This window comes from Geodermatophilus sp. SYSU D00705, assembly GCF_054050135.1.
This window is the reverse complement of record NZ_JBJGYT010000006.1, coordinates 135,715-158,562: the sequence shown is the minus strand read 5'-3', so window position 1 is coordinate 158,562 and position 22,848 is coordinate 135,715. Positions and strand designations below refer to the sequence as shown.

Here is a 22,848-nt window from a genome sequence, read left to right as displayed (position 1 = left end):
GGTCAGCGGCTCGACATACTCCGCTCGCGCCTTCGGACCGCCCCTGCGCGCGGGCTCCTGTCGGGCTCAGATGCGGTGGACGCACGACGGCGAACGGTCCCGGATCGGCGGCCGACGGCCAGGGCTCGAAGAAGGTCGGATCCGTTCTCGGTGTCCAGCCCGAGACCCCACTCGTGGAAGGGTGCAGCGACCGAGCTGGAGCTCTCCTGCATGCCAGTGCGCGCGTTCACCCGCGCCTGGATCGGGGCCACTATGGCCGGCGCCTCGGAGCACACGCAACCGTCCCTGCTCCGTCAGGGACGGAGCAGGGACGGAGGACCTGCATGGCATCGACGGCGCCGTCGGTCATCTCCGATCGGTCCTCGACCGTGGTGCCGAGAACCTGCCAGTCAGCCCAGCTCGCCCGTGAGCAGACGTCCGGCTCCGCCGATGGCCGGCCGGTGGCCCAGCGTTCGGAGCACCTCGAAGGTGGTCGCCGTCGCAGCGGTGACCACCGGCAGCCCCAGTTCGTCCTCGACCCGCTGGACGGCGGCGAGGGAGGGCATCTGGACGCAGGCCGACAGGACGATCGCCTCGGCGCCCTCTCGCTTCAGGCCTCGGGCGATGTCCGGCAGGTTCTCCGGGTCCAGCCGGCCGACGGCGAGGTTGTCCGGCACCTCGAGGGCGACCGCGTCGAGGACCTCGATGCCCTCACCCTCGATGTACTCCCGGACCATCTGGGTCAGCGGCGCCATGTACGGGGTCACGATGGCCACCCGGTGGGCGCCGATGGTCTGCAGGGTGCGCACCAGGGCGCCGGCGCTGCTGACCACGTCGGCGGGGTGCCCGTTGTCTCGGGCGGCCTCTCCGATGACCTGCTCGGACTCCTTGTGCGCGCCGGGGCCCTGGGCCATGACGGCGACCAGGCAGGCGTAGGCGATGACGTCCACGTCGGCGTCGGACACGGCGGTCGCGCACTCGGCCGCCTTTCCGACCATCGCGAGCAGTTCCTCCCTGTTGACGTGCTTCATCGCCGCGCGCGCCGAGTGGAACGTGTAGCGGTGCCCGGTGGCCTCCGACTGCCGGCGGAAGAGTTCGGGCAGCTCGGTCTCCATCGTGGTGTTCGAGCTCGGCACGATGAGGCCGACCCGGGAGGAGCCGGGAGCCTGTGGAGCCGGGCTGTTCTCGCAGGCTGCCGCGGTCGTGGGATCGATGGTCATCAGTAGCCAACTCCTCCGTCAGGAAGGTCTTCTCGGGTGGGGGTGAGCTCCTCGACGAAGCCCTGGCCGTCGGAGCGTCCGGAGAGCGCACGCCACACGGCCTCCGGGGTGATGGGGAGCGTGTCCAGCTCGACGCCGAACTCGGTCAGCGCGTCGCAGATCGCGTTGGCCACGGCTGCACCCGGCGGAATGGTGCCGACCTCGCCGACGCCGCGGATGCCGAACGGCGTGACCGGGGAGGGAACCTCCGTGTGCAGCAGCTCGATGGGCGGCAGGTCCGCCGCCGTCGGCGGGAAGTAGTCGACCATCGAGCCGTTGACCAGCTGCCCGGTCTCCGCGTCGTAGCGCAACTCCTCGGTCAGCGCCGCGCCGAAGCCCTGCGCGAGTGCCCCGCGGACCTGACCGTCGACGACCACGGGGTTCACGACGGTGCCGGCGTCGTGCACCATCACGAACCGCTCGATCTCGAACTCCCCCGTCCCCGGGTCCACGGCGACCTGCGCCGCCGCCGTGCCGAAGGAGTACGCAGCGTCGGCGGGCTCGAAGTGGCTGGTCGCCTCCAGACCGGGCTCTTCCCCCGGCGGGATCCCCTGCCCCGTGATGGCCGTGCCGAAGACCTCGGCCAGCGTCACCGACACCGAGGCGTCGTCCCAGCGGCGGACCACCGGCCCGGCGATCTCGAGCAGTTCCGGGTCGCTCTCCAGCCGCCAGGCGGCCAGCCGCAGGGTCTTGGCGGCCAACGCCTCGGCCGCCTCCTTGAGCGCCCCGGACGCCGCGATCATCGTCCGCGAGGCGAAGGCGCCCGTGTTGAGCGGCGAGGCCGAGGTGTCACCGGCGTGCACCTTGACGGCGTCGTACCCGATGCCGAACACCTCGGCGACCACCTGGGCGAACGCCGTCTCGGCGCTCTGCCCCATGGTCGAGACACCGGTCCAGACGTCGATGCCGCCGGAGCGGTTGGCCCGCAGGGTCACACTCTCGTGTGCCCCGAACTGCGAGCCGCGGCGGGCGAGGAAGCGGGAGCTGGCGTAGCCGGTGCGCTCGACGAAGGAGGAGAAGCCGATGCCGCGGATCCGGCCGTCGGCCCGCGGGGTGCGCGGGGTGCCCCGGTGGGCGTCCCAGCCGATCGCCTCGGCCGCCATCCGCAGGCACTTCTCGTAGTCACCGCTGTCGTAGACCGCGCCGGTGGGGTTCTTCCACGGCAGCTCGGCGGGCGTAAGCATGTTCTTGGCGCGCAGCTCCACCGGGTCGAGGTCCAGCCGGCGGGCGAGGGTGTCCATCAGCCGCTCGTAGGCGAAGTTGACCTCCGGCTGGCCGTACCCCCGGTAGGCGCCGATCGGCGTCTTGTTGGTGAGCGTGACCCGCCGCTCGGCGTACCCGTCGGTGACCCGGTAAGGGCCGTTGAGCACGACGCTGGACAGCTGCGCCGAGCCGAACGGGGAGTTCCAGCCGCCGATGTCGGTGGCGTAGACGTCGGTCATGGCCAGGATCCGGCCCTCGGCGTCGGCCGCGATCCGATAGTCGTGCACCGACTCGCGGGCGTGCGTGGAGTTCCGGAAGTGCTCGGCGCGGTCCTCGGTCCACTTCACCGGCCGGCGCAGCGCCATGGCGTGCAGGCAGGCCAGCACGTCCTCGGGGAAGACGCCGAGCTTGAGGCCGAAACCACCGCCGACGTCGGAGGCGACCGCGCGGATGTCGCTCTCCTGCAGCCGCAGCGACTCGGCGAGCTGCTTGCGGATCAGGTGCGGCACCTGGGTGGAGGTGTGCACCGTCAGCTCCCGGGCGCCGGGGCGCCACTCCGCGACGACGGCACGGGTCTCCATCGGCAGTGCGGTCACCCGGTTGATCCGGAAACGGCCCTCGACGACGACGTCCGCCTCGCGCATCCGCGCCTCGGGGTCGCCGCTGCCATCGGAGTTGGCCGCCAGCAGATTGGAGTCCAGGACGTCGGGGTGCAGGACGGGCGCCCCCGGCTCGAGCGCGGCGAGCACGTCGACGACGTGCGGCAGCGGCTCGTACTCGACGTCGACCAGCTCGAGGGCGTCCTCGGCGAGGTGCCGGCTGGTCGCGACGACGCTGACCACGGGCTGGCCCTCGTGCGTGGCCACGTCCTGGGCCAGCGCGTAGTACGGCAGCCGCGGGGCGCCGGGCACGGGGCGCAGGACACCCAGCGGCTCGGTCGCGGCCCGCACGTCGGCGCCGACGAGCACGTGCTTGACGCCCTCGAGGCGCTGGGCGGCCGAGGTGTCCACCCGCACGATCCGGGCGTGGGGGTAGGGGCATCGGCCAACGGCCATGTGCAGCACGCGCGCCGGCTCGACGTCGTCGGTGAACCGGCCGTCGCCGCGCAGCAGCCGGTCGTCCTCCTTGCGCAGCTGCCAGGAGCCGACGACGCCGCGAGTGACGGGGCCGGACCGGTCGGCCGCGGCCGGGCGCTCGACGGTGGTCATCGCGCACCTCCCGCGGGGACGTCCGCCGGGTCCACCGGGCGCTCGACGGACTCGGCGAAGTACCGCTCGATCGCGGTCACGATGTTCTCGTAGCCGGTGCAGCGGCACAGCACCCCGGCGATCTCCTCGCGGATCTGCTCGCGGGAGGGGGCGTCGCCGCCTTGGTGCGCCAGCGCGGTCGTCGTCATCAGGAAGCCGGGGGTGCAGAACCCGCACTGCAGGGCGTGCTCCTCCTTGAAGCACTGCTGCAGCGGGCTGAGCCGGTCGTCCACGGCGAGGGACTCGACGGTCTGCACGGCGCGGCCGTCGAGCTGGCAGGCCAGCATGAGGCAGGACTTCACCGCCTCGCCGTCGACCACGACCGTGCACATGCCGCAGGAGCCCTGCTCGCAGCCGACGTGCGTGCCGGTCAGGCCGAGCTGCTGGCGCAGGAAGTCGGCGACGTGCAGCCGCGCCGGCACGGTCGCGGTCACCACCTCGCCGTTGACGGTCGTGGTCAGCTCGACGAGCGGCTCGGGGGCGGTCATCGCCGTCCCCCCGCTCGACCGGCCGTGCTCCGGCTCTCGGCACCGAGGTGGCGGGTGGTGCGGTCGGTTCTCGTCACAGGATGTCCAAGGAGGTCGAAGGGCTGGCCGAGCGGGGGGCAGGGGTCACCGGCGGTTGACCGGGCGCATCGCCGGGACGGTCAGCTCGCCGCGGTCGACGATCAGCTCGTCGTCGAGGTAGAGGCTGTTGCCGCGCATCGGGATGTCGAAGTGGCAGGGGGTGTCGTTCGGGCCACCGAGCTCGTTGTTCGGGCCGATGGAGAACATCACGTTGCCGTAGAAAGAGCGCAGCTCCATTCCCATCCCGCCGGGGAACTGGGTGAGCCCGTGCCAGTGGGCGCGCTCGTCGAGGCCCCAGCCGACGTGGCTCATGCCGTAGCCGCGCGGGTCGTCGAAGGACTCGATGTAGGACTTCAGCAGGTCGGCGTCCAGGCCGCCGCGGATGTCGCGGATGAAGCCCTGCTCGATGGTGAGCGTCGCCGGGGTCTGCACGTACGTGTTGAACGGCAGCAGCACGTCACCCGGGGAGAGCACGATCTGCCCGTCCACGCCGTCGTCCGCGCCGCCGGTGAACACGAACGCGGCCGGCCAGTGGTCCCAGCGCCCGGGGGTGTCGGTGAACCCGTACTCGCTCATCGTCGGGTAGACGCCGAGCCGGTAGGTGACGTCGGTGCCGCCGGGGCTGGTGATCCGCATGACCTTGGCCTTGGCCAGCAGCTCGTAGGCGACCTCGACCCGCTCCCGGATCTCCCGGGTGGGCATCAGCCGGGCCAGCAGCGGCGCCGGCTCGACGCAGGTGAGGATGCGGGTGCCGGCGGCCTGGATGGCGAACTGCTCCTTGCTGAACAGCAGGAAGGTCAGGTCGACGACCATGTCTACGGCCTTGAGCGCCTCGACGGCCAGCGGGTTCTCCGCCAGCCCGGACTCCCCGACCGCCCACGCGCCCTTCGCGTCGCCCGGCGCGGGCAGCCGCATGTGGTAGGTCGCCGCGCCCAGCTGCTGGGCGGCCCACAGGAAGGCGTCGGCGTACTCCGGCCGCTCGCCGCCCCGGGAGAGCACCGCGACGGTCTCGCCCTCGTGCACGCCGGACAGCCGCAGCTGCTCCAGGCAGATGGAGTTGAACAGGTTCTGGTCCATGAGCTTTCTCCTGTCGGTAACGGGATCAGTGCTGCGGGACGTGCGCGAGCAGGTGCGGTCGGACGACGTCGAGGAAGCCGGGCAGGTTGTCCCACGGCACCATGTGGCCTGCTCCCGGGACGGTGTGGATCTCGATGCCGGGCTGGGCGCGCCGCAGGTCGGCCACGGCGGCCAGCGGCACCACGGGGCTGTCGCCGCCGCGGACCAGCACGACCGGCTGGGTGAGCCGCGCCCAGTAGTCGAAGAAGTCCTCGGTCTCGAAGCCCTCGTGGGTCTCCATCACCGCCGTCTCGTCGCAGGAGGCCAGCACCTCCGCGCGCAGCCGCAGCTCTCGCTCCGGCCAGTTCGGGTAGAAGCGGCGGACGGCGTCGGCATCGGTGCCCGCCTGCGCCTCGTGCAGCTGCTGCAGGAACGCCTCGCGGGAGGTCGGGTACGGGCCGCGGCCCGGGCCGGACACCGGCGGGTCGACCAGCAGCAGCAGGCCGTGGTCGTCGGGGGCGTGCAGCACCGCGTACGCCGCGGCGATCCGCGCGCCCATCGAGTGGCCGAGCACGACCGGGCGGCGCAGGTCCAGCGCGCCGACCAGGCCGGCGACGTCCGCGGCGTAGTCGACGAGCCGGTACCCGCCCGAGGGCGCCCGGTCGCTCTCCCCGCGGCCGCGCACGTCGGGCACGGTCACCCGGTAGCCGAGGTCGGCGAGCAGCACGGCGAGGAAGTCGGCGGTGGCCGCCGGGCTGGTGATGCCGGGGAGCACCAGCAGGTCCGGGGCACCGGGCTCGCCGTAGCGCAGCACCGAGTGCCGCAGCCCGTTGGCCCGGACCTCGTCCCGCTGCCCCTGGATCTCCACGTCGGTCACCGGTCGACGTCCCCGGGCGAGTCGGCGGTGGGCAGCTGGTCCAGCGCCCACTCGAGCCACGGGCCGGCGATCTCCTGCGCCGCGGGCACCCGGATCCGCTCCGCCATGTAGACCAGCTTCTCGGCGGCCTTGTCCCGGGAGCAGGCTCCGCTGGCCACCCAGTCCCGGGTCAGCCCGGCCAGCGTCTCCAGGAACGACAGCGAGTCGCCGGCCTGGACGTCGTCGGCGCCGCGCAGGCCGCCCACCTCGTGCAGGCCGACCAGCCGGCGCACGTCGGCGAGGCTCACCTGCGCCCCGGCCGGCCCGATGCTCCCCAGCCACACGCCGACCGACTCCGCGGAGCGCAGCGAGTGCGGGTAGAGGTAGAAGGGGCTGTCCCACTCCATGGTGGCGTGGTCGAGCCGGGGACCGCCGGGGAACATCCGCTCGATGTCGTGGGTCATCGCCGCCAGGCGCATCTCCACGGTCGCGGCCGGGTTGAGGTGGACCAGCCAGTCCCGGGCGCGCATCAGGTGCAGCGCCTGGTCGTAGGGCTTGACCCATTCCGCGGCGAGGACCTCGATCTCGGTGTCGAGGGGGACCACCGGTGCGGCCCAGGGCAGGGCGGCGGTCATCGGCGGGACCGCCGCCGGCCGCGCCGCAGGGCGACGATGCTCAGCGCCACCGACACCGCGCTCAGCGCGGCGGCCACCTTCGACCACGGATCCCGCGACGGCGCGTCGCTGACCGGCGGCAGCGAGCTGCCGGTCGTCCGCACCGCCGGCGCGGTGGCGGTGGCCGGAGCGGTGGCGGTCACCGGCGAGGAGCCGCCGCCGAGGGCCTGCTCCAGGTTGCGGGCGAACTGGGCGGTCACCTTGCCGGCCTGCTTCGCCACGACCTTCTGCCCCACGCTGCCCAGAGCACCCGCGAGCGCGACGTCGCCCTCCACCATGACGACGGTGCGGTCACCCACGGGCTCGAGCTGGACGCTGACGCCGGCCCGCACGTTCCCCATCGCGCCGCGAACGGTCTTGCCGGTGGCGGTGAAGCTGATCTGCTTCTCGGGCACCCGCTCGACGATGGTCACCTTGGCGGCGAACGTCGCCGTCATCGGGCCGATGCTCTGGGTCAGCCGGACGTCGATGTCGTCGGGGGTGACCACGGTGAGCTGCTCGACGCCGGGCACGCACTCGGCGACGCGCTCCGGCTGCTCGAAGAACGACCACACGGAGGCCGCGGGCTGGGCGACCTCGAACTCCTCGCGCAACTTCATGACTGTCTCTCCTCACCGCGGGACGGGCGCGTCGGGCGACGCCGGCCCGTGGGCTCGTGTTCGCAGGGGGCGGGCGGCCGCCCCGGGGTCACCGCGCGCCGGCGGCGCGCAGCTCGGTCAGCACCCGGCGGACGTAGACGGGCACCAGGTGCCGGCGGTACTCGGCGGTGGCGCGCACGTCCGTGGGCGGGTCGATCACCTCGAGCGCGGCCCGGGCGGCCACCTCGAGATCGGTGTCGGTCAGCTCGGTGCCGGCCAGCGCGTCGCCGGCCGCCGCGGCCAGGACCGGGGTGTCGGCCACCCCGCCCAGGGCGATCCGCACGTCGCGCCAGCGGCCGTCGTCGTCCCGGTCGCCGGTGGCGACGACGCTGAGGACGGCGAAGTCGTTGTGCTTGCGGCACATCTCGCCGAACGCCACGTGCTGCGGGTGGCGCGGGAACTCGACCGCGGTGACCAGCTCGTCGAGCTCCAGCGCCGTGGCGTAGGAGCCGGTGTAGAACTCCGCCAGCGGGATCCGCCGGGTGCCGCTGGGCCCGACGGCGGTGACCACCGCGCCGAGCACCAGGCAGGCCAGCGGCATCTCCCCGGTCGGGTCGCCCTGCACCAGCGCGCCGCCGACGGTGCCGCGGTTGCGCACCTGCCGGTCGCCGATGTGCCGGACGACGCGAGAGAGCAGCGGCAGCCGCTCGGCCACCAGCGGCGAGCGCTCCACCGTGGAGTAGCGGACCAGGGCGCCCAGCACCGTGCGGTCGCCGTCGACGGTGACGTCGTCGAGCTCGTCGATGTCGTTGATGTCGACCAGCGCCGCCGGCCGCCACAGCCGCATGTTCAGCATCGGGACGAGGCTCTGTCCGCCGGCGAGCACCCGGGCGCCGCCCGCGTGCTCGCCGAGATGGGCGACGGCCTCGACGACCGACGTCGGCCGGTGGTAGGTGAAGACTGCGGGCTTCACGAGGCGCGGTTCCCGCCCTGCGCCACACCGACGCCGGCGAAGCGGGCCAGCACGTGGCTGACCGCGGACTTCTTCTCGGTGACCAGCTGCTCGGCCTGCCGGTTGCTCCACACCGTCTCCGGGCGGACCTGCAGCACGTGCACGTCACCGGAGGCGCTGACGGCCCATTCGATGTCCTGCGGTGCCCCCCGGTGCCGCTCGATCCGCTTGGCCAGCTCGGCCAGGGTGCGGATCTGGTCGTCCTCCAGGCAGGAGGACTCGCAGAGCTCGGCGGCCACCGGCACCAGGCCGACCCCGGCGATCGCGGGGTCGAAGCTGTACTGCTCCTCCTGGTGGGCGACGTCGCGCTTGAGGACCTCGAACGTGACCTTGTCGACGACGTAGCGGCTCGGAGTCACCCCGCCGCTGACCACACCCTCGCCCAGGCCCCAGCAGCCCTCGATGACGACCTTGGACCGGTCGCCGGTCACCGGGTCGAGGGTGAACATGACGCCGGCCGACCGGGCCTCCACCATCTGCTGCACGCCCACGCAGATCCCGTGGTCGACGGCGACCGCGGCGGGGTCGGCGTCGGGGCGGTAGGTGAGCACCGCGGCGCCGAACATGCCCGCCCAGCAGCTGCGCACGTGCTTCAGCACGTCGTCGATGCCACGGATCCACAGGAAGGTGTCGTACTGCCCGGCGAAGCTGGCCCCGGCCAGGTCCTCGGACTCGCCGCTGGAGCGCACCGCGACCGGCAGGCCCTCGCGACCGGTGCGCCGCTCGAGCTCGGCGTAGGCCTCGCGGATCGCGGCCTCCAGGTCGGCCGGCAGCGGCGCGGCCTCGATGGCGGCGGTGAACTCCGCGCTGATCTCCTGCACGCGGGCGAGGTCGGCGCCCACCGCCTCGGCACGCACCTGGCGGGCCCGCTCGGCCAGGCCGGCGGAGTCCAAGAAGTACCGGTAGGCGATGGTGGTGATGCCGAACCCGCCGGGGACGGCGAACCCGCCCGCGGTCATCTCCGCGAGGCTGGCGAACTTCCCGCCGAGCAGTTTGCTGCCGACGGCCTCGGGCTGGTCGATCCAGAGGACGAGGGGCGCGGTGCGGGTGGTGGTCATGCGGACACGTCCTCGAGAACACGGACGACGCCAGTGTTGCCGTCGACCTCGATGAGCTGGCCAGTGCGGATGGAGGTGGTCGCGAAGCCGGTGCCGACGACCGCCGGCAGGCCGTACTCGCGGCAGACGATGGCGGTGTGCGCCATGATGCCGCCGACGTCGGAGACCGCGGCCGAGAGCCGCGAGAAGACCGGCGCCCAGCTGGGGGCGGTGATCCGGCAGACCAGGATGTCGCCGTCCTCGACCTCGTGCAGCTGCTCGGGGTCGATGATCACGCGGGCGCGTCCGGTGGCCTTCCCGGCGGAGGCCGCGACGCCGCGGAGCTCGCCGCTGTCCTGGCCGTCGACCCCGAGCCACTCCTGCACCGACTCCTGGGTGATGCCCCAGAGCATCACGGTGAGCGGCTCGGTGATGAACTCCGGCGGGACGCCGAGGGCCGGCAGCGGCGGGTTGGCCTTGAGCACCTCGCGGATCCGCTTGCGCCGCTCGACCTCCGGGCGCCAGTAGGTGACGCCGCGGGCCTCGGTGCCGGTGGCCCAGCCGATGTTCAGGTCGTACAGCGCCGAGTAGATCTCGTTGCGGTGCAGGTAGAAGACGTCCTCGCGGTCGTCGAGGAAGTCGTGGGCGACGAAGACGTCACCGAGCTCGCGCACCTTGGACCAGAACAGCGAGTGGTGCCAGTGCTCGACGTAGAAGTTGTGGTTCTCGACGAACGGGAACACCTGGCGGGCCAGCTCGACCAGCCCGTCGAAGGACTCCCGGTCGGCGTCGGTCGGCAGGTAGCTGCGGTACTCCGCGGTCACGCGGACCCGCTCGGCGAGGATCTCGTCGAGCGGCCGGCGGATGTCCTCCCCGGCGAGCAGGGCCTGCACGTAGCCGCGCATCGCGCTGAACGGCAGCCGCAGGTCGTCGATCCACGCGCGGTCGCTGTGGGTGTACCCGGCGCCGGTGGAGAACCAGAACCACGGGTCCTTGGCCTTCTCGAACGCCGAGATCCACTGGGACCCGTTGGCGTGCGCCGCGATCGCCGCGAGGGTGGTGTCGGGGTCGTCGTCGGCGAGGACGATGTCGGTCAGCTCCAGCTCGACGGCCAGCTTGGCCAGCCCCCGGACCTCTCGTCCGGGCGGAACAGCAGGATGTCGATGCCCGACACCATGCTGGCGATCGTCTGGTCGCTGATCCCGGGGAACGCGGCCTGGCAGAACTCGCGGAAGGTGAGGTAGGCGCCGTACCCGAGGTTGAGCATCTCGAAGTGGTAGGAGCCCATCTCGAAGAGGTTCTCGATGAGCGCGCCGTACTTGGTCAGCAGGTCGTAGGTCGAGTAGACGCCTCGGTGCTGGAAGACGCTGCGCTCCGGCTCCATCTCCGGCAGCGGGGCGAACCGGATGGCCTTGAGCCGCTCGATGCAGTCGGTGGCCTTGGCGACCCACTGCTCGTAGATCTCGTCCCAGTTCTCGTAGTAGTGCCCGGCGCGGACGGCGAACTCCTGCGCGCGCTGGGCGACCTCGGCGGGGTCGGTGACGGCGTTCGGGCTGATGTAGAGGTAGCCGTTGATGATCCGGTGGTCGATCCCGCCCGCCGGCGGCACCGGCCAGACGCGGGTCGACATCTGGCTGGCCGCCACCCACCAGTTCTCGGTCATGATCGTGTCGAACGGGTACAGCGGCTCGGGGTTGTGCATCCCGTCGAAGAACCAGAACTTGCCGTCCTCGAACTCGCGGCGTTCCTCGCTGAGCAGCGCGTAGTACGGGTACATGCTCTGCCAGCCCTCGGCCCCGGCTGGGGTCTGGACGGCGAACGGGCTGGCGAACCGCTTGCCCGGGACGGCCTGCGCGGCGCCCTCCGAGCTGGGAACACCTTCGGTCGAGGGGTTCGAACTGGTGAGCGTCATGCGGGCGCCTCCGCCTCGGACAGGGTGGACAGGTAGGCCAGCACGTCGTCGGAGTCGACGACGTCGCCGTACTTCTCGTTGATGTCGAACAGGCTCGCGTCGTGCGGGCCCTGCGCGCGGTCGGCCACGCAGTCGGCGGGGACGAGCGTCGGGTAGCCGTGCTGGACGGCGTCCACGACGGTCGCGCGCACGCACCCGCTGGTCGTCGCGCCGGTCACGACGACGGTGTCCGCGCCGACCGACGCCAGATAGGTGGCCAGCGCGGTGCCGAAGAAGGCCGATGCGCCGGTCTTGGTGACCAGGTGCTCGTCGGGGCGCCGGGCCAGGCGGTCGTCGATGTCGACCAGCCGGCTGCCGGCCTCCAGAGCGGCCATCCCGGTCGCCTTCTTCAGCCAGGCGAGGCCGGTGACCTGGGCCGCGTCGTAGGCGATCGTCGTGAACACGACCGGAAGCCTCGCGGACCGGGCGGCCTCGACCACCCGAGCGGTCGCCAGCACGGCGCTGGACATGTCCGCGCCGGTGGGGTACTGCGGGTCGGTGAAGCCGTAGGTGAAGTCGACGACGACCACAGCGGGTCGGGTGCCCCGCTCGACGCGGCGACCGAAACCCGCGCGGTCGTAGACCTCGGCGGTCGTGGAACTCCGCTCTGCGGACCCTGTCACTGCCGCTCCTTCCACTGCTGGCCGGGCGACGTCCCGCGGCCGGATGTGAGCTACGTCTATGACGTGGCATACATGTATACCAAATTTGGGGCCGTCGTCCAGCCCCCTTGTCCGCTCGGATGCCGCCGCCTCCACGCGCAGTCGCGGCCGCGCGGACCGCCGGTCCTGCTCCGCCTGCCGGGATGTGGCCACGACGTTTCCCACCTCGTGATCGCAGCCGGCGGCTGGCGGCGCTGGGTAACGGCCGTGTTTCCGCTCGACGCACCGCGACCGCCCCCCCTTGTCGGCGATTGGCATACGTGTATACCGTCCGCGCCGCCTTGGAAGTGTTCGACCTCACACCGAGGCCGGTCTCGCCTCGTGTCGCTCCATACCCGCGGCTGGGCCGGCACCACCGCTCCACGCCCCGGACCCGCCCGCGCCCGGCGCTCCGCGCCACACAGGAGGAAGCATGGAACAGTTCCCGGAACAGGCATCGACCAACTGGTTGATGTCGACGTTCATCTTCACGGTCGGCGCCGTCGCCGTGCTGCTCGTGGTCGTCGGCCTCGTCATCGTCGACATGGGCCTCGTCCGCCGCCGCAGCGTCCTCGACACCACGGTGCAGAAGATCGGCGCCGCGATGGTGGGCGGGCTGGGCACGCTGCTGATCGGCTACCCGATCTGGATGTGGCAGTTCAACTCGGCCTTCGGCGCCCCGCAGCCGCTCTGGCAGGCGGTGAAGGACTGGTGGCTCGGCGGCACGTTCACCACCACCGCCTCGCGCTACATCGACCCGACGGTCCTGCCCGAGGCCGACGTCCTGCAGATCTTCCTCGTCTTCTTCGTGACGTTCACGATGGCGACGATGGCGCTGGTGCACACCGGCGTCGTCGAGCGGATCAAGCCGGTTCCGCTCTACGCGATGTCCTTCGTGATGGGCGCGATCATCTCGCCGCTGGTGGGCTACCTGTGCTGGGGCTCGCTGTCTCCCCTGACGCTGCGGGGCACCCACGACTTCGACGGCATCTTCCCGCTGTACGTCACCGCGGGCACGTTCGCGTTGGTGCTGGCCTGGCGGGTCGGCCCCCGGCTCGGCGTCTTCCGGCCGCACCCCAGTGGCATCAAGCCCGCCTCGCACAACGTCGCGTTCGTCGGCATCGGCGTGCTGCTGATCCTGTTCGCGCTGCCCTTCATCACCATCGGCAGCGGGTTCATCTTCGCCGACGTCGGCTTCTTCGGGATCTCGTTCACCGAGAGCGGCATCGGCCTGGTCATCATCAACCTGTTCTCGGGCATCCTCGGCGGTGCCGTGATGGGGCTGATCGTCGCCTACCGGCGGCGGGAGGCCTCGTGGGCGCTCATGGGCCCGATCGCCGGCGTGGTGATGGGCGGGACGCTCTTCGACATCAGCACCTCGTGGGTCTGCCTCCTGGTGGGTGCTCTCGGCCCGCTGGTCTCCCTGGGCACCGCGGCCCTGCTGCGCAAGGCCCGGATCGACGACCCCAAGGTCGTCCCGCTGGCCCTCGGTCCCGGCGTCGTCGGCGCACTCCTGTGCGGCTTCCTCGAGTGGGGGACCCGCACCGGTGGCTACCTCGGCCTGGAGGGTGAGTACGCCCCCGGGGTCGCCGAGATCACCCCGTGGTGGCAGCTGGCCGGCGTCGTCACCACGATGCTCGTCTCCGGGGTGCCCGCCCTGCTCATGTGCCTGGTCTTCGAGAAGCTCGGTGGCCTGCGCAGGACCGAGCAGGCCGAGATCATCGGCCTGGACGTCGACCAGTGGGGCGTGACCAACTTCGGCGACGACCTGGAGCCGGGAGTCGGGCCGGTGCTCCCGTCGGAGTCAGTCACCGACCCCATGGCGGCCGCGACCCGCACGGACTCCACCACGGGCGGGCTGCCGGACTGACCGTCTGACGGCTCCGACCGCAGGGGCGGCCCGGGATCCCCCCGGGTCGCCCCTGCGCGTCCGGATGCCTCCGAACCGCGGGGGAGCCAACGGGGACCGGCCGACGCCGTATCCTTCCCCGATACCTGCGAGGACGGAGTGCAGATGGAGCCCTTGGGGCGGGGCGTCGTGTCCATGTCCCAGCGGACGAGCGAAGGCGTGGCGCGCATCTTGCGCACAGAGATCTTCTCGGGGCGCCTGAAGCCCGGCGAGCCCATGCCGGAACGTCTGCTGGCCGAGCAGCTCGGGGTGAGCCGCACCCCCGTCCGCGAGGCGTTGTTCACGCTGCAGAGCGAGGGGCTCGTCGAGCTGACGCCCAACCGCGGGGCGACCGTCCGGATGATCACCGCGCAGGACATCGTGCGCATCTACTCGCTGCGCGGAGTGCTGGAGTCCTATGCCGCGCGGGAGGCGGCGACCGCCCGGGAGCAGCACCACCTCGATGCACTCGAGGACGCGCACGCCCGGCTGGAGCGGATCGGCACGCGGGGCAACGCCTCGGAGCAGGCGCTCGCCGACCTCGCGTTCCACATGCTGGTCAGCGAGGCGACCGGCAACCCGCTGCTGCAGACCATCATGGGTCAGGTCCTGGCGTTCACGGTCAGCTACCGCTCGAACTACGCCTACCCGTCGGAACGCTCGACCACCGTCAACGAGCAGCACCGGGCCATCCTCGACGCGCTCCGTGACGGGGATGCCGGCCGCGCGGAGGAGCTCATGCGCGAGCACGTCGCCTCCTCCAGCGTCTACGCGCTGGAGCACTTCACGGACGTGGAGCGCGCCGAGCAAGCGTGAGGGGACCCGTCCCGTGCGTCTTCGGCGGAGCGCGAGTCCGAACGTCCGCTTCGTCGACCTGTTGCCTTGTCGTGGCGCCTACCTCGTCGGCCAGCCAGGCGGTACGCACGACGCCGCGATTCGTGCTGCATCCACCCGATCCAGGCCGCGGGCTCCAGCAACCACGGGCGCCGGCTCGAACTGCTCGCGATGTGAGCGACACGAGGTCCGCGCGGTCGCCGTCGGCGCAGCAGCTCTGACGCGAGCGGTGGCGCCGTCGACAACGAGAGGGTTCACCGGCGCTTGGGGCACTGTCCCGCGCCCGGTCTGATGGAGGCTCCCATCCGCCGGTAGGGCGAGAGTCATGGCGCCGCCGCGGACCGCCCGACCGTGAAGGGTGTTGCGGCACGCGATGTGAGCGGTGTTCCGCGACATCGCATGGAGCGGGTGACCGGGATCGAACCGGCATGGCCAGCTTGGAAGGCTGGGGCTCTACCATTGAGCTACACCCGCAGAGGTGCCAGCACAGCGTAACCGCCCCGCGCTGCCCGTCTGCCAGGCGCCCGGCACGTCGGGTGTGCCGCCACCTAGACTCGGTCCGCCACGGGGTGTGGCGCAGTTTGGTAGCGCACCCGCTTTGGGAGCGGGGGGCCGTGGGTTCAAATCCCGCCACCCCGACCAGGGGCGCCGTCTGGGTATCCCCACCGCCGCCCCGGCCGTTCCCGCGACGTCTCTATGCTCGTGGGTCGACACCCGGCGCCGTCGAACCGGCCCGGCGACCGTCCCTGTCTTTCGATCGAGGAGCACTGCCGCTGTGAAGAGCACCATCGAGGAACTGGGCCCCACGCGGGTCCGGATGGCGATCGAGGTGCCGTGGGGGGACCTGGACCACGCCTTCGGTGAGGTCTACAAGGAGCTCGGCCGCCAGGTGCGCGTGCCCGGCTTCCGCCCCGGCAAGGTGCCCAACCGGGTGCTCGACCAGCGCATCGGCCGGCCGGTGGTCCTGGAGCAGGTCGTCCAGCACGCCATCCCGGAGGTCTACTCCGAGGTCGTCCGCGAGAACCAGGTCCGCGTGCTGGGCCAGCCCGACATCGAGGTCACCCGCCTCGACGACAACGACACCCTGGCCTTCACCGCCGAGGTCGACGTCGCCCCCAAGGTCGAGCTGCCCTCGCTGGACGAGCTGTCCGTGACCGTCGACGACGTCGAGGTCACCGACGAGGAGATCGACGAGCAGATCTCCGTCATGCGCGAGCGGTTCGCCATGCTGACCGCCGTCGACCGCGCCGTCGAGGAGGGCGACTTCGTCTCCATCGACCTCGAGGCCAAGCTCGACGGCGAGGTGCTCGAGGACGGCTCGACCACCGGCATGTCCTACGAGGTGGGATCCGGCAACCTGATGGAGGGCCTCGACGACGCGGTCCGCGGGCTGTCCGTCGACGAGTCGAAGACCTTCCGGACCGCGCTGCTCAACGGCCCCGACGCCGGCCGGGAGGCCGACGTCACCGTCACCGTGCGCTCGGTGAAGACCAAGGAGCTGCCGGAGCTGGACGACGAGTTCGCCTCCACCGCCAGCGAGTTCGACACCCTCGAGGAGCTGCGCGACGACGTCCGCACGCGGCTGTCCCGCACCAAGGTCCTCCAGCAGGGCGCGCAGGCCCGCGACAAGCTGATCGAGCACCTGATCGAGTCCGTCGAGGTGCCCGTCCCGGAGAACCTGGTCGCGCGCGAGGTCGAGTGGCGCAACCAGTCGATGCAGGCCCAGCTCCAGCAGGCCGGCATGGACTGGGACGCCTTCCTCCAGATGTCGGGCGTCACCGACCGCGAGGCCTACGACGCCGACCAGCGCAAGAACATCGAGGAGGCGGTGCGGACCCAGTTCATCTTGGACGCCGTCGCCGACGCCCGTGAGGTCACCGTCGACAACGAGGACCTGTCCGCGCAGATCATGGCCCAGGCCCAGCGCAACCGGATGAGCCCCGAGCAGTACGCGCAGCAGCTGCAGCAGGGCGGCAACATCGCCGAGTTCGTCGCCGACGTCCGCCGCACCAAGGCCCTGGCCCAGCTGCTCGAGCAGACGACGATCACCGACGCCTCGGGCAACGTCGTCGACCTCGAGGCGCTCCGCCCGCGCACCGTCCAGGCCGCAGACGCCGCCGCCGAGTCCACCGCCGCCGAGTCCACCGAGGACGAGGCCGCCGAGGACGAGGTCGCCGAGGCGCCGGCCGAGGCCGGCACCGAGGAGACCGGGGACGCCGCCAAGGCCTGACCCGCACCCGCACCGACGACCGACGCCGTCCCGCCCCGAACCCGGGGAGGGGCGGCGTCGCTCGTCCTGCGGACCGTCCCGGCCGGGCCGCTGCGCCCACGGCGAACACCGCCCGCGTCGGGACTGCTCCCCACCGCCTGCGCGTTAGGGTCGACGCAGACCAGGCGCAGCGGCCCCCGGGCCCGCACCACCCAGCCCCACCCACCGAGACCGACTGCCCGACAGTCCTACGGAGGTCACCACACCCGTGAGCACCAACCCGAACCTGGCGAGCGCGCCGCTGCTGCGTGCCGCCGCCGGGGGGATGAACCTCAACGACTCGGTCTACGAGCGTCTGCTGCGCGAGCGCATCATCTTCCTGGGCAGCCAGGTGGACGACGTGATCGCCAACCAGCTCGCCGCCCAGATGCTCCTGCTGTCCGCCGAGGACCCGAAGCAGGACATCCACCTCTACATCAACTCGCCCGGCGGCTCGGTCACGGCGGGCATGGCCATCTACGACACGATGCAGTTCATCGACTGCGACGTCGCCACCTACGGCATGGGCCTGGCCGCCTCGATGGGCCAGTTCCTGCTGACCGCCGGCACCAAGGGCAAGCGCTACGCCCTGCCGCACGCGCGGATCATGATGCACCAGCCCTCGGCCGGCGTCGGCGGCACCGCGTCCGACATCGCCATCCAGGCCGACCTGTTCCGCCGCACCAAGCGGGAGCTCAACGAGCTGCAGTCGCTGCACACCGGGCAGCCGATCGAGCAGATCGAGAAGGACTCCGACCGCGACCGCTGGTTCACCGCGCAGGAAGCCCTCGAGTACGGCTTCGTCGACCACGTCGTCAGCCGGGCCACCATGACCGACAGCGCCAACCCGGTCACCGACAACTGAGGGTCCGAGGAGAACGAGCAATGAGCTTCCAGATGCCCTCCAGCCGTTACGTGCTCCCCTCCTTCGTGGAGCGGACCAGCTACGGCATGAAGGAGTCCAACCCCTACAACAAGCTCTTCGAGGAACGGATCATCTTCCTCGGGGTGCAGATCGACGACGCCTCGGCCAACGACGTGATGGCCCAGCTCATCACGCTCGAGTCGGCCGACCCCGACCGCGACATCACGATCTACATCAACTCGCCCGGTGGCTCGTTCACCTCGCTGATGGCGATCTACGACACGATGATGTTCGTCCGCCCCGACATCCAGACCGTCTGCATGGGCCAGGCCGCCTCCGCCGCCGCCGTCCTGCTGGCCGCCGGGACGCCGGGCAAGCGGCTGGCGCTGCCGTACTCGCGGGTGCTCATCCACCAGCCGTCGGGTGAGTCCGGTGGCCAGGTCTCCGACCTCGAGATCCACGCCGCGGAGATCCAGCGGGTGCGGTCGCAGATGGAGGAGATCCTCGCCCGCCACACCGGGCAGACCGTCGAGCAGGTCCGCACCGACATCGAGCGCGACAAGATCCTGACCGCCGACGAGGCCAAGGCCTACGGCATCGTCGACCAGGTGATCCAGAGCCGGAAGCTCAACGCACTTCCCGGCTGAACCCGATCGGTGCGGGTCGAGGGTGCGCGTGTCGCGCCCTCGACCCGTACCGTCGGGGGACGCGGGACGCATGAGGTCAGCATCGTCCCGGCCGGGCGAGTCATCACCCGGCCGGATCGGTGCCGGCAGGTACCGTCGGCGAGCGCCCGATCCCCGGCAGGAAAGCCGGGAGGAGAGCCTCGCGGAGTGCGGGGCCGTGTACGGGACAAGCACCAGTTCACACGCAGGTACCTGAGACCAGGGCCTGATTCCCCGAGGTGGAGGTCAGCAGGTGGCACGAATCGGTGAGAGCGGTGACCTGCTCAAGTGCTCGTTCTGCGGCAAGAGCCAGAAGCAGGTCAAGAAGCTCATCGCTGGCCCCGGGGTCTACATCTGCGACGAGTGCATCGACCTCTGCAACGAGATCATCGAGGAAGAGCTCTCGGAGTCGTCGGACCTGAAGTTCGACGAGCTGCCGAAGCCCAAGGAGATCCACGACTTCCTCGAGCAGTACGTGATCGGCCAGGACAAGGCCAAGCGCACGCTCTCGGTGGCGGTCTACAACCACTACAAGCGGGTGCAGGCCGGCGGCGTCGGCGGGCGGGACGACTCGGTCGAGCTGGCCAAGTCCAACATCCTGCTCATGGGCCCGACCGGCTGCGGCAAGACGCACCTCGCCCAGACGCTGGCGCGGATGCTCAACGTCCCCTTCGCCATCGCCGACGCGACCGCCCTCACCGAGGCCGGCTACGTCGGTGAGGACGTCGAGAACATCTTGCTCAAGCTGATCCAGGCCGCCGACTACGACGTCAAGCGCGCCGAGACCGGCATCATCTACATCGACGAGGTCGACAAGATCGCCCGCAAGAGCGAGAACCCGTCGATCACCCGCGACGTGTCCGGCGAGGGCGTGCAGCAGGCGCTGCTGAAGATCCTCGAGGGGACGACGGCGTCGGTGCCGCCGCAGGGTGGCCGCAAGCACCCGCACCAGGAGTTCATCCAGATCGACACGACGAACGTGCTGTTCATCGTGGGCGGCGCCTTCGCCGGGCTGGAGAAGATCATCGAGCAGCGGGCCGGCAAGCAGGGCATCGGCTTCGGCTCGGAGATCCGCGGCAAGAAGGAGATCGAGGAGGCCAACGCCTTCGCCGAGGTCATGCCGGAGGACCTGCTGAAGTTCGGGATGATCCCCGAGTTCATCGGTCGTCTCCCCGTGATCACCAGCGTGCAGAAGCTGGACCGCGAGGCGCTGATCAACATCCTCACCGAGCCGAAGAACGCCCTGGTGCGCCAGTACCGCCGGCTGTTCGAGCTCGACGGGGTGGAGCTGGAGTTCACCGAGGACGCCCTCGAGGCCATCGCCGACCAGGCCATCCTGCGTGGCACCGGTGCGCGTGGCCTGCGGGCGATCATGGAGGAGGTCCTCCAGTCGGTCATGTACGACGTCCCCAGCCGGGACGACGTCGCCTCCGTGGTGATCACCAAGGAGGTCGTGCTGGAGCACGTCAACCCGACGATCGTGCCCCGCAAGCCCACCCGCGCCCCCCGCGAGAAGAGCGCCTGAGCCTCGACGCTCAGCGACGACGAGCCCGTCCCCGGTCACCGGGGGCGGGCTCGTCCCGTTCTCAGGGCGGCGCGTGGTGATCGGCTCCCCGCGTGTGCGCTGAGGCCCGGTTCCGAGCGGCGGAACCGGGCCTCAGCGCACACGCTCGAGCAAGCAGCCGGTCAGGCCTCCGGGGTGGGGGCGAGGACGACGTCCACCGTGAGCGGGCCCTCCCCGGCGGCCACCGACAGCGCCGCGATCCGCCCGGCCTCGGCGAGGTCACGGCGACCGGCCTCCACCAGCGGCACCTGCTCGGCCGGCGCGGTGACGGTCGCCGACTCGACGTCGGCCCGCATCGACTGCTTGGCGTCGGACTTCGCCTTGCGCACCCCGGCCAGCGCCGCGGCCACGACCGTCACCACCGTCGGGTCCCCCCCGGTCGGCAGCTCCCCGGCCGCCGGCCACGGGGCGCGGTGCACCGAGCCGGCCTGCCACCAGGACCAGACCTCCTCGGTGACGAAAGGCAGCACCGGGGCGAACAGGCGCAGCTGCACCGACAGCGCGATCGCCAGCGTGGCCTGGGCGGAGCGGGCGGCGTCGTCCGACCCGTAGGCGCGGGACTTCACCAGCTCCACGTAGTCGTCGCAGAAGGTCCAGAAGAAGGCCTCGGTGACCTCGAGGGCGCGGGTGTAGTTGTAGGCCTCCATCGCCGCCGTCGCCTCGTCGACCACGGCCGCCAGCCCGGCCAGCAGACCCAGGTCCATCGGCTCGGTCACGGCCGAGGCCGACAGGTCGGCCGACGCCCCCAGCCCCAGCACGAACTTGCCGACGTTGAGGATCTTGATGGCCAGCCGGCGGCCGACCTTCATCTGCGCCTCGTCGAACGGCGAGTCCGCCCCCGGGCGCGCACCGGCGGCCCGCCAGCGGACGGCGTCGGTGCCGAAGCGCTCCAGCACGTCGATCGGGGTGACGACGTTGCCCTTCGACTTCGACATCTTCTTGCGGTCGGGGTCGACGACGAAGCCGGAGATCGTCGCGTGCGTCCACGGCACCGTGCCGAACTCGAAGTGCGACCGGACGACGGTGGAGAACAGCCAGGTGCGGATGATGTCGTGCGCCTGCGGCCGCTGGTCCATCGGGAAGACCTTGGCGAACAGCTCGGGGTCGGTGTCCCAACCCGAGGCCACCTGCGGGGACAGCGAGGACGTCGCCCAGGTGTCCATGACGTCGGGGTCGGCCATGAACCCGCCGGGCACGCCGCGCTGCTCCTCGGTGAAGCCCTCCGGCACGTCGGACGACGGGTCGACCGGCAGCGCCGACTCGGGCGCGAGGATCGGGTCGGTGTAGTCCGGCTCGCCCTCGGAGTCCAGCCGGTACCAGACCGGGAAGGGGACGCCGAAGAACCGCTGCCGGCTGATCAGCCAGTCGCCGTTGAGGCCCTCGACCCAGTTGTCGTAGCGGTGCCGCATGTGCTCGGGCACCCACCGGATCTCGCGGCCGCGGGCGATCAGGGCGTCGCGCAGCTCGGCGTCCCGGCCGCCGTTGCGGATGTACCACTGCCGCGTGGTGACGATCTCCAGCGGCCGGTCGCCCTTCTCGAAGAACTTGACCGGGTGGGTGATCGGCTTCGGGTCGCCGTGCAGGTCGCCGGACTCGCGCAGCAGCTCGACCATGCGCTCGCGGGCCGCGTGCGCCGTCTTGCCGGCCAGCTCGCCGTAGGCCGACGCCGCGCCGTCGGAGGACAGCCCCGCCGGCGGGTCGGGCACCAGCCGGCCGTCCCAGCCGATGACCGCGCGGGTGGGCAGCTGCAGCTCCCGCCACCAGGTGACGTCGTTGAGGTCGCCGAAGGTGCAGATCATCGCGATGCCGGAGCCCTTGTCCGGCTCGGCGAGGCGGTGGGCCACCACCGGGACCTCGACGTCGAACACCGGCGTCCGCACGGAGGAGCCGAACAGCGACTGGTAGCGCTCGTCGTCGGGGTGGGCGACCAGGGCGACGCAGGCGGGGAGGAGCTCGGGGCGGGTGGTCTCGATGAAGACCGGGCCGGACGGGCCGGAGAAGGAGATCCGGTGGTAGGCGCCGGGCCGCTCGCGGTCCTCGAGCTCGGCCTGCGCGACCGCCGTCCGGAAGGTGACGTCCCAGAGGGTCGGTGCCTCCTGCGCGTAGGCCTCGCCGCGGGCGAGGTTGTGCAGGAACATCCGCTGCGCCGTGGCGCGGGAGGACGCCGAGATCGTCCGGTAGACGTTCGACCAGTCCACCGACAGCCCGACGCGGCGCCACAGCTCCTCGAAGGCGGCCTCGTCGACCGCGGTCAGCCGTTCGCACAGCTCGACGAAGTTGCGCCGGGAGATCGGCAGCTGGTCCTTGCCCGGCTTGGCCGGCGGCTGGAAGCCCTCGTCGTAGTGCAGCGACGGGTCGCAGCGGACGCCGTAGTAGTTCTGCACCCGGCGCTCGGTGGGCAGGCCGTTGTCGTCCCAGCCCATCGGGTAGAAGACGTGTTTGCCGCGCATCCGCTGGTAGCGGGCGACGATGTCGGTGTGGGTGTAGCTGAACACGTGCCCCACGTGCAGGGAGCCGCTGGCCGTCGGCGGGGGAGTGTCGATCGACCAGATCTGCTCGCGCGGGCCGGCCAGCGCGGCCGCCCGGTCGAAGGCGTAGGTGTCCTCGGCCGCCCAGCGGCCGGTCCACTTCTCCTCGAGCCCGTCCAGCGACGGCTTCTCCGGTACGCCGACGGAGGCTCCCGGCGCAGGGGTGGCGGGGGTCGCGTTGTCGGGAACCATGTACC

The 22,848-nt window shown here is 71.5% G+C and carries 19 protein-coding genes and 2 tRNA genes; 7 read left to right on the top strand and 14 right to left on the bottom strand.

Features of this window, described 5'->3' with window-relative positions; all coding sequences use genetic code 11:
- Positions 1-389 precede the first annotated feature (389 nt).
- The 12 genes from ACI78Q_RS07350 to ACI78Q_RS07295 form a co-directional block, all read right to left on the bottom strand.
- Positions 390-1,199 (bottom strand): maleate cis-trans isomerase family protein, encoded by an 810-nt coding sequence (locus ACI78Q_RS07350; protein WP_456922669.1) that lies wholly within the window; start codon positions 1,197-1,199, stop codon positions 390-392.
- A complete protein-coding gene (locus ACI78Q_RS07345; RefSeq protein WP_456922668.1) occupies positions 1,199-3,649 on the bottom strand; it encodes a xanthine dehydrogenase family protein molybdopterin-binding subunit in 2,451 nt (816 codons plus the stop codon). The genes ACI78Q_RS07350 and ACI78Q_RS07345 overlap by 1 nt, the downstream gene beginning before the upstream one ends.
- Positions 3,646-4,176 carry a (2Fe-2S)-binding protein gene (locus ACI78Q_RS07340; RefSeq protein WP_456922667.1) on the bottom strand — a complete coding sequence of 177 codons (531 nt, stop codon included), beginning with the start codon at positions 4,174-4,176 and terminating at the stop codon, positions 3,646-3,648. Before ACI78Q_RS07340 ends, ACI78Q_RS07345 begins: the two co-directional genes overlap by 4 nt.
- 123 nt (positions 4,177-4,299) lie before the next feature.
- Positions 4,300-5,331, bottom strand: a complete 1,032-nt coding sequence (locus ACI78Q_RS07335; protein ID WP_456922666.1) for a 2,5-dihydroxypyridine 5,6-dioxygenase — start codon at positions 5,329-5,331, stop codon at positions 4,300-4,302.
- 25 nt (positions 5,332-5,356) lie between these two features.
- Positions 5,357-6,187, bottom strand: coding sequence for an alpha/beta fold hydrolase (locus ACI78Q_RS07330; RefSeq protein ID WP_456922665.1), 831 nt, complete (start codon positions 6,185-6,187; stop codon positions 5,357-5,359).
- Positions 6,184-6,801 carry a hypothetical protein gene (locus tag ACI78Q_RS07325; protein ID WP_456922664.1) on the bottom strand — a complete coding sequence of 206 codons (618 nt, stop codon included), beginning with the start codon at positions 6,799-6,801 and terminating at the stop codon, positions 6,184-6,186. Before ACI78Q_RS07325 ends, ACI78Q_RS07330 begins: the two co-directional genes overlap by 4 nt.
- A complete protein-coding gene (locus tag ACI78Q_RS07320) occupies positions 6,798-7,439 on the bottom strand; it encodes a CoxG family protein (RefSeq protein ID WP_456922662.1) in 642 nt (213 codons plus the stop codon). The genes ACI78Q_RS07325 and ACI78Q_RS07320 overlap by 4 nt, the downstream gene beginning before the upstream one ends.
- Positions 7,440-7,527: 88 nt before the next feature.
- Complete coding sequence (locus tag ACI78Q_RS07315) at positions 7,528-8,391, bottom strand: FAD binding domain-containing protein (RefSeq protein ID WP_456922661.1); 864 nt, start codon at positions 8,389-8,391, stop codon at positions 7,528-7,530.
- Positions 8,388-9,488, bottom strand: a complete 1,101-nt coding sequence (locus ACI78Q_RS07310) for a PEP/pyruvate-binding domain-containing protein (RefSeq protein WP_456922660.1) — start codon at positions 9,486-9,488, stop codon at positions 8,388-8,390. Before ACI78Q_RS07310 ends, ACI78Q_RS07315 begins: the two co-directional genes overlap by 4 nt.
- Complete coding sequence (locus tag ACI78Q_RS07305; protein WP_456922659.1) at positions 9,485-10,372, bottom strand: PEP-utilizing enzyme; 888 nt, start codon at positions 10,370-10,372, stop codon at positions 9,485-9,487. Before ACI78Q_RS07305 ends, ACI78Q_RS07310 begins: the two co-directional genes overlap by 4 nt.
- 188 nt (positions 10,373-10,560) lie before the next feature.
- Positions 10,561-11,379 (bottom strand): hypothetical protein, encoded by an 819-nt coding sequence (locus ACI78Q_RS07300; RefSeq protein WP_456922658.1) that lies wholly within the window; start codon positions 11,377-11,379, stop codon positions 10,561-10,563.
- Entirely contained in the window at positions 11,376-12,041 is a 666-nt protein-coding gene (locus ACI78Q_RS07295) for an isochorismatase family protein (protein WP_456922657.1), read from the bottom strand. Before ACI78Q_RS07295 ends, ACI78Q_RS07300 begins: the two co-directional genes overlap by 4 nt.
- A gap of 451 nt (positions 12,042-12,492) precedes the next feature.
- Here ACI78Q_RS07295 and ACI78Q_RS07290 point away from each other — a divergent pair, with 451 nt between their 5' ends.
- Both ACI78Q_RS07290 and ACI78Q_RS07285 read left to right on the top strand, forming a co-directional pair.
- A complete protein-coding gene (locus ACI78Q_RS07290; protein ID WP_456922656.1) occupies positions 12,493-13,929 on the top strand; it encodes a hypothetical protein in 1,437 nt (478 codons plus the stop codon).
- Between the two features lie 198 nt (positions 13,930-14,127).
- The gene (locus ACI78Q_RS07285; protein ID WP_456922655.1) at positions 14,128-14,763 is read left to right on the top strand and encodes a GntR family transcriptional regulator; all 636 of its coding nucleotides are present in this window, start codon (positions 14,128-14,130) and stop codon (positions 14,761-14,763) included.
- 418 nt (positions 14,764-15,181) lie between these two features.
- Here ACI78Q_RS07285 and ACI78Q_RS07280 read toward each other — a convergent pair.
- Positions 15,182-15,255, bottom strand: a tRNA-Gly gene (locus tag ACI78Q_RS07280).
- A gap of 91 nt (positions 15,256-15,346) precedes the next feature.
- Between ACI78Q_RS07280 and ACI78Q_RS07275 the strand changes: the two genes are divergently transcribed.
- From ACI78Q_RS07275 to clpX, 5 genes are all read left to right on the top strand, one after another.
- Positions 15,347-15,423, top strand: a tRNA-Pro gene (locus ACI78Q_RS07275).
- Between the two features lie 133 nt (positions 15,424-15,556).
- On the top strand, positions 15,557-17,011 hold the full coding sequence (gene tig, locus ACI78Q_RS07270) for a trigger factor (RefSeq protein ID WP_456922654.1): 1,455 nt from the start codon (positions 15,557-15,559) through the stop codon (positions 17,009-17,011).
- A gap of 247 nt (positions 17,012-17,258) precedes the next feature.
- Entirely contained in the window at positions 17,259-17,894 is a 636-nt protein-coding gene (locus ACI78Q_RS07265; protein ID WP_456922653.1) for an ATP-dependent Clp protease proteolytic subunit, read from the top strand.
- A gap of 20 nt (positions 17,895-17,914) precedes the next feature.
- On the top strand, positions 17,915-18,541 hold the full coding sequence (locus ACI78Q_RS07260) for an ATP-dependent Clp protease proteolytic subunit (RefSeq protein WP_456922652.1): 627 nt from the start codon (positions 17,915-17,917) through the stop codon (positions 18,539-18,541).
- 271 nt (positions 18,542-18,812) lie between these two features.
- Positions 18,813-20,084, top strand: a complete 1,272-nt coding sequence (gene clpX / locus ACI78Q_RS07255) for an ATP-dependent Clp protease ATP-binding subunit ClpX (RefSeq protein WP_456922651.1) — start codon at positions 18,813-18,815, stop codon at positions 20,082-20,084.
- A gap of 161 nt (positions 20,085-20,245) precedes the next feature.
- Here the strand turns inward: clpX and valS are convergent, their stop codons facing one another.
- Entirely contained in the window at positions 20,246-22,843 is a 2,598-nt protein-coding gene (gene valS, locus ACI78Q_RS07250) for a valine--tRNA ligase (RefSeq protein ID WP_456922650.1), read from the bottom strand.
- Positions 22,844-22,848: the final 5 nt, after the last annotated feature.

Excerpts from the sequence above, each read along its gene's own strand:
- ACI78Q_RS07350 (WP_456922669.1), bottom strand. The coding sequence starts at position 1,199 with ATGACCATCGATCCCACGACCGCGGCAGCCTGCGAGAACAGCCCGGCT.
- ACI78Q_RS07345 (WP_456922668.1), bottom strand. The coding sequence starts at position 3,649 with ATGACCACCGTCGAGCGCCCGGCCGCGGCCGACCGGTCCGGCCCCGTC.
- ACI78Q_RS07340 (WP_456922667.1), bottom strand. The coding sequence starts at position 4,176 with ATGACCGCCCCCGAGCCGCTCGTCGAGCTGACCACGACCGTCAACGGC.
- ACI78Q_RS07335 (WP_456922666.1), bottom strand. The coding sequence starts at position 5,331 with ATGGACCAGAACCTGTTCAACTCCATCTGCCTGGAGCAGCTGCGGCTG.
- ACI78Q_RS07325 (WP_456922664.1), bottom strand. The coding sequence starts at position 6,801 with ATGACCGCCGCCCTGCCCTGGGCCGCACCGGTGGTCCCCCTCGACACC.
- ACI78Q_RS07320 (WP_456922662.1), bottom strand. The coding sequence starts at position 7,439 with ATGAAGTTGCGCGAGGAGTTCGAGGTCGCCCAGCCCGCGGCCTCCGTG.
- ACI78Q_RS07310 (WP_456922660.1), bottom strand. The coding sequence starts at position 9,488 with ATGACCACCACCCGCACCGCGCCCCTCGTCCTCTGGATCGACCAGCCC.
- ACI78Q_RS07305 (WP_456922659.1), bottom strand. The coding sequence starts at position 10,372 with ATGCGCGGCTACGTGCAGGCCCTGCTCGCCGGGGAGGACATCCGCCGG.
- ACI78Q_RS07300 (WP_456922658.1), bottom strand. The coding sequence starts at position 11,379 with ATGACGCTCACCAGTTCGAACCCCTCGACCGAAGGTGTTCCCAGCTCG.
- ACI78Q_RS07290 (WP_456922656.1), top strand. The coding sequence starts at position 12,493 with ATGGAACAGTTCCCGGAACAGGCATCGACCAACTGGTTGATGTCGACG.
- ACI78Q_RS07260 (WP_456922652.1), top strand. The coding sequence starts at position 17,915 with ATGAGCTTCCAGATGCCCTCCAGCCGTTACGTGCTCCCCTCCTTCGTG.
- valS (WP_456922650.1), bottom strand. The coding sequence starts at position 22,843 with ATGGTTCCCGACAACGCGACCCCCGCCACCCCTGCGCCGGGAGCCTCC.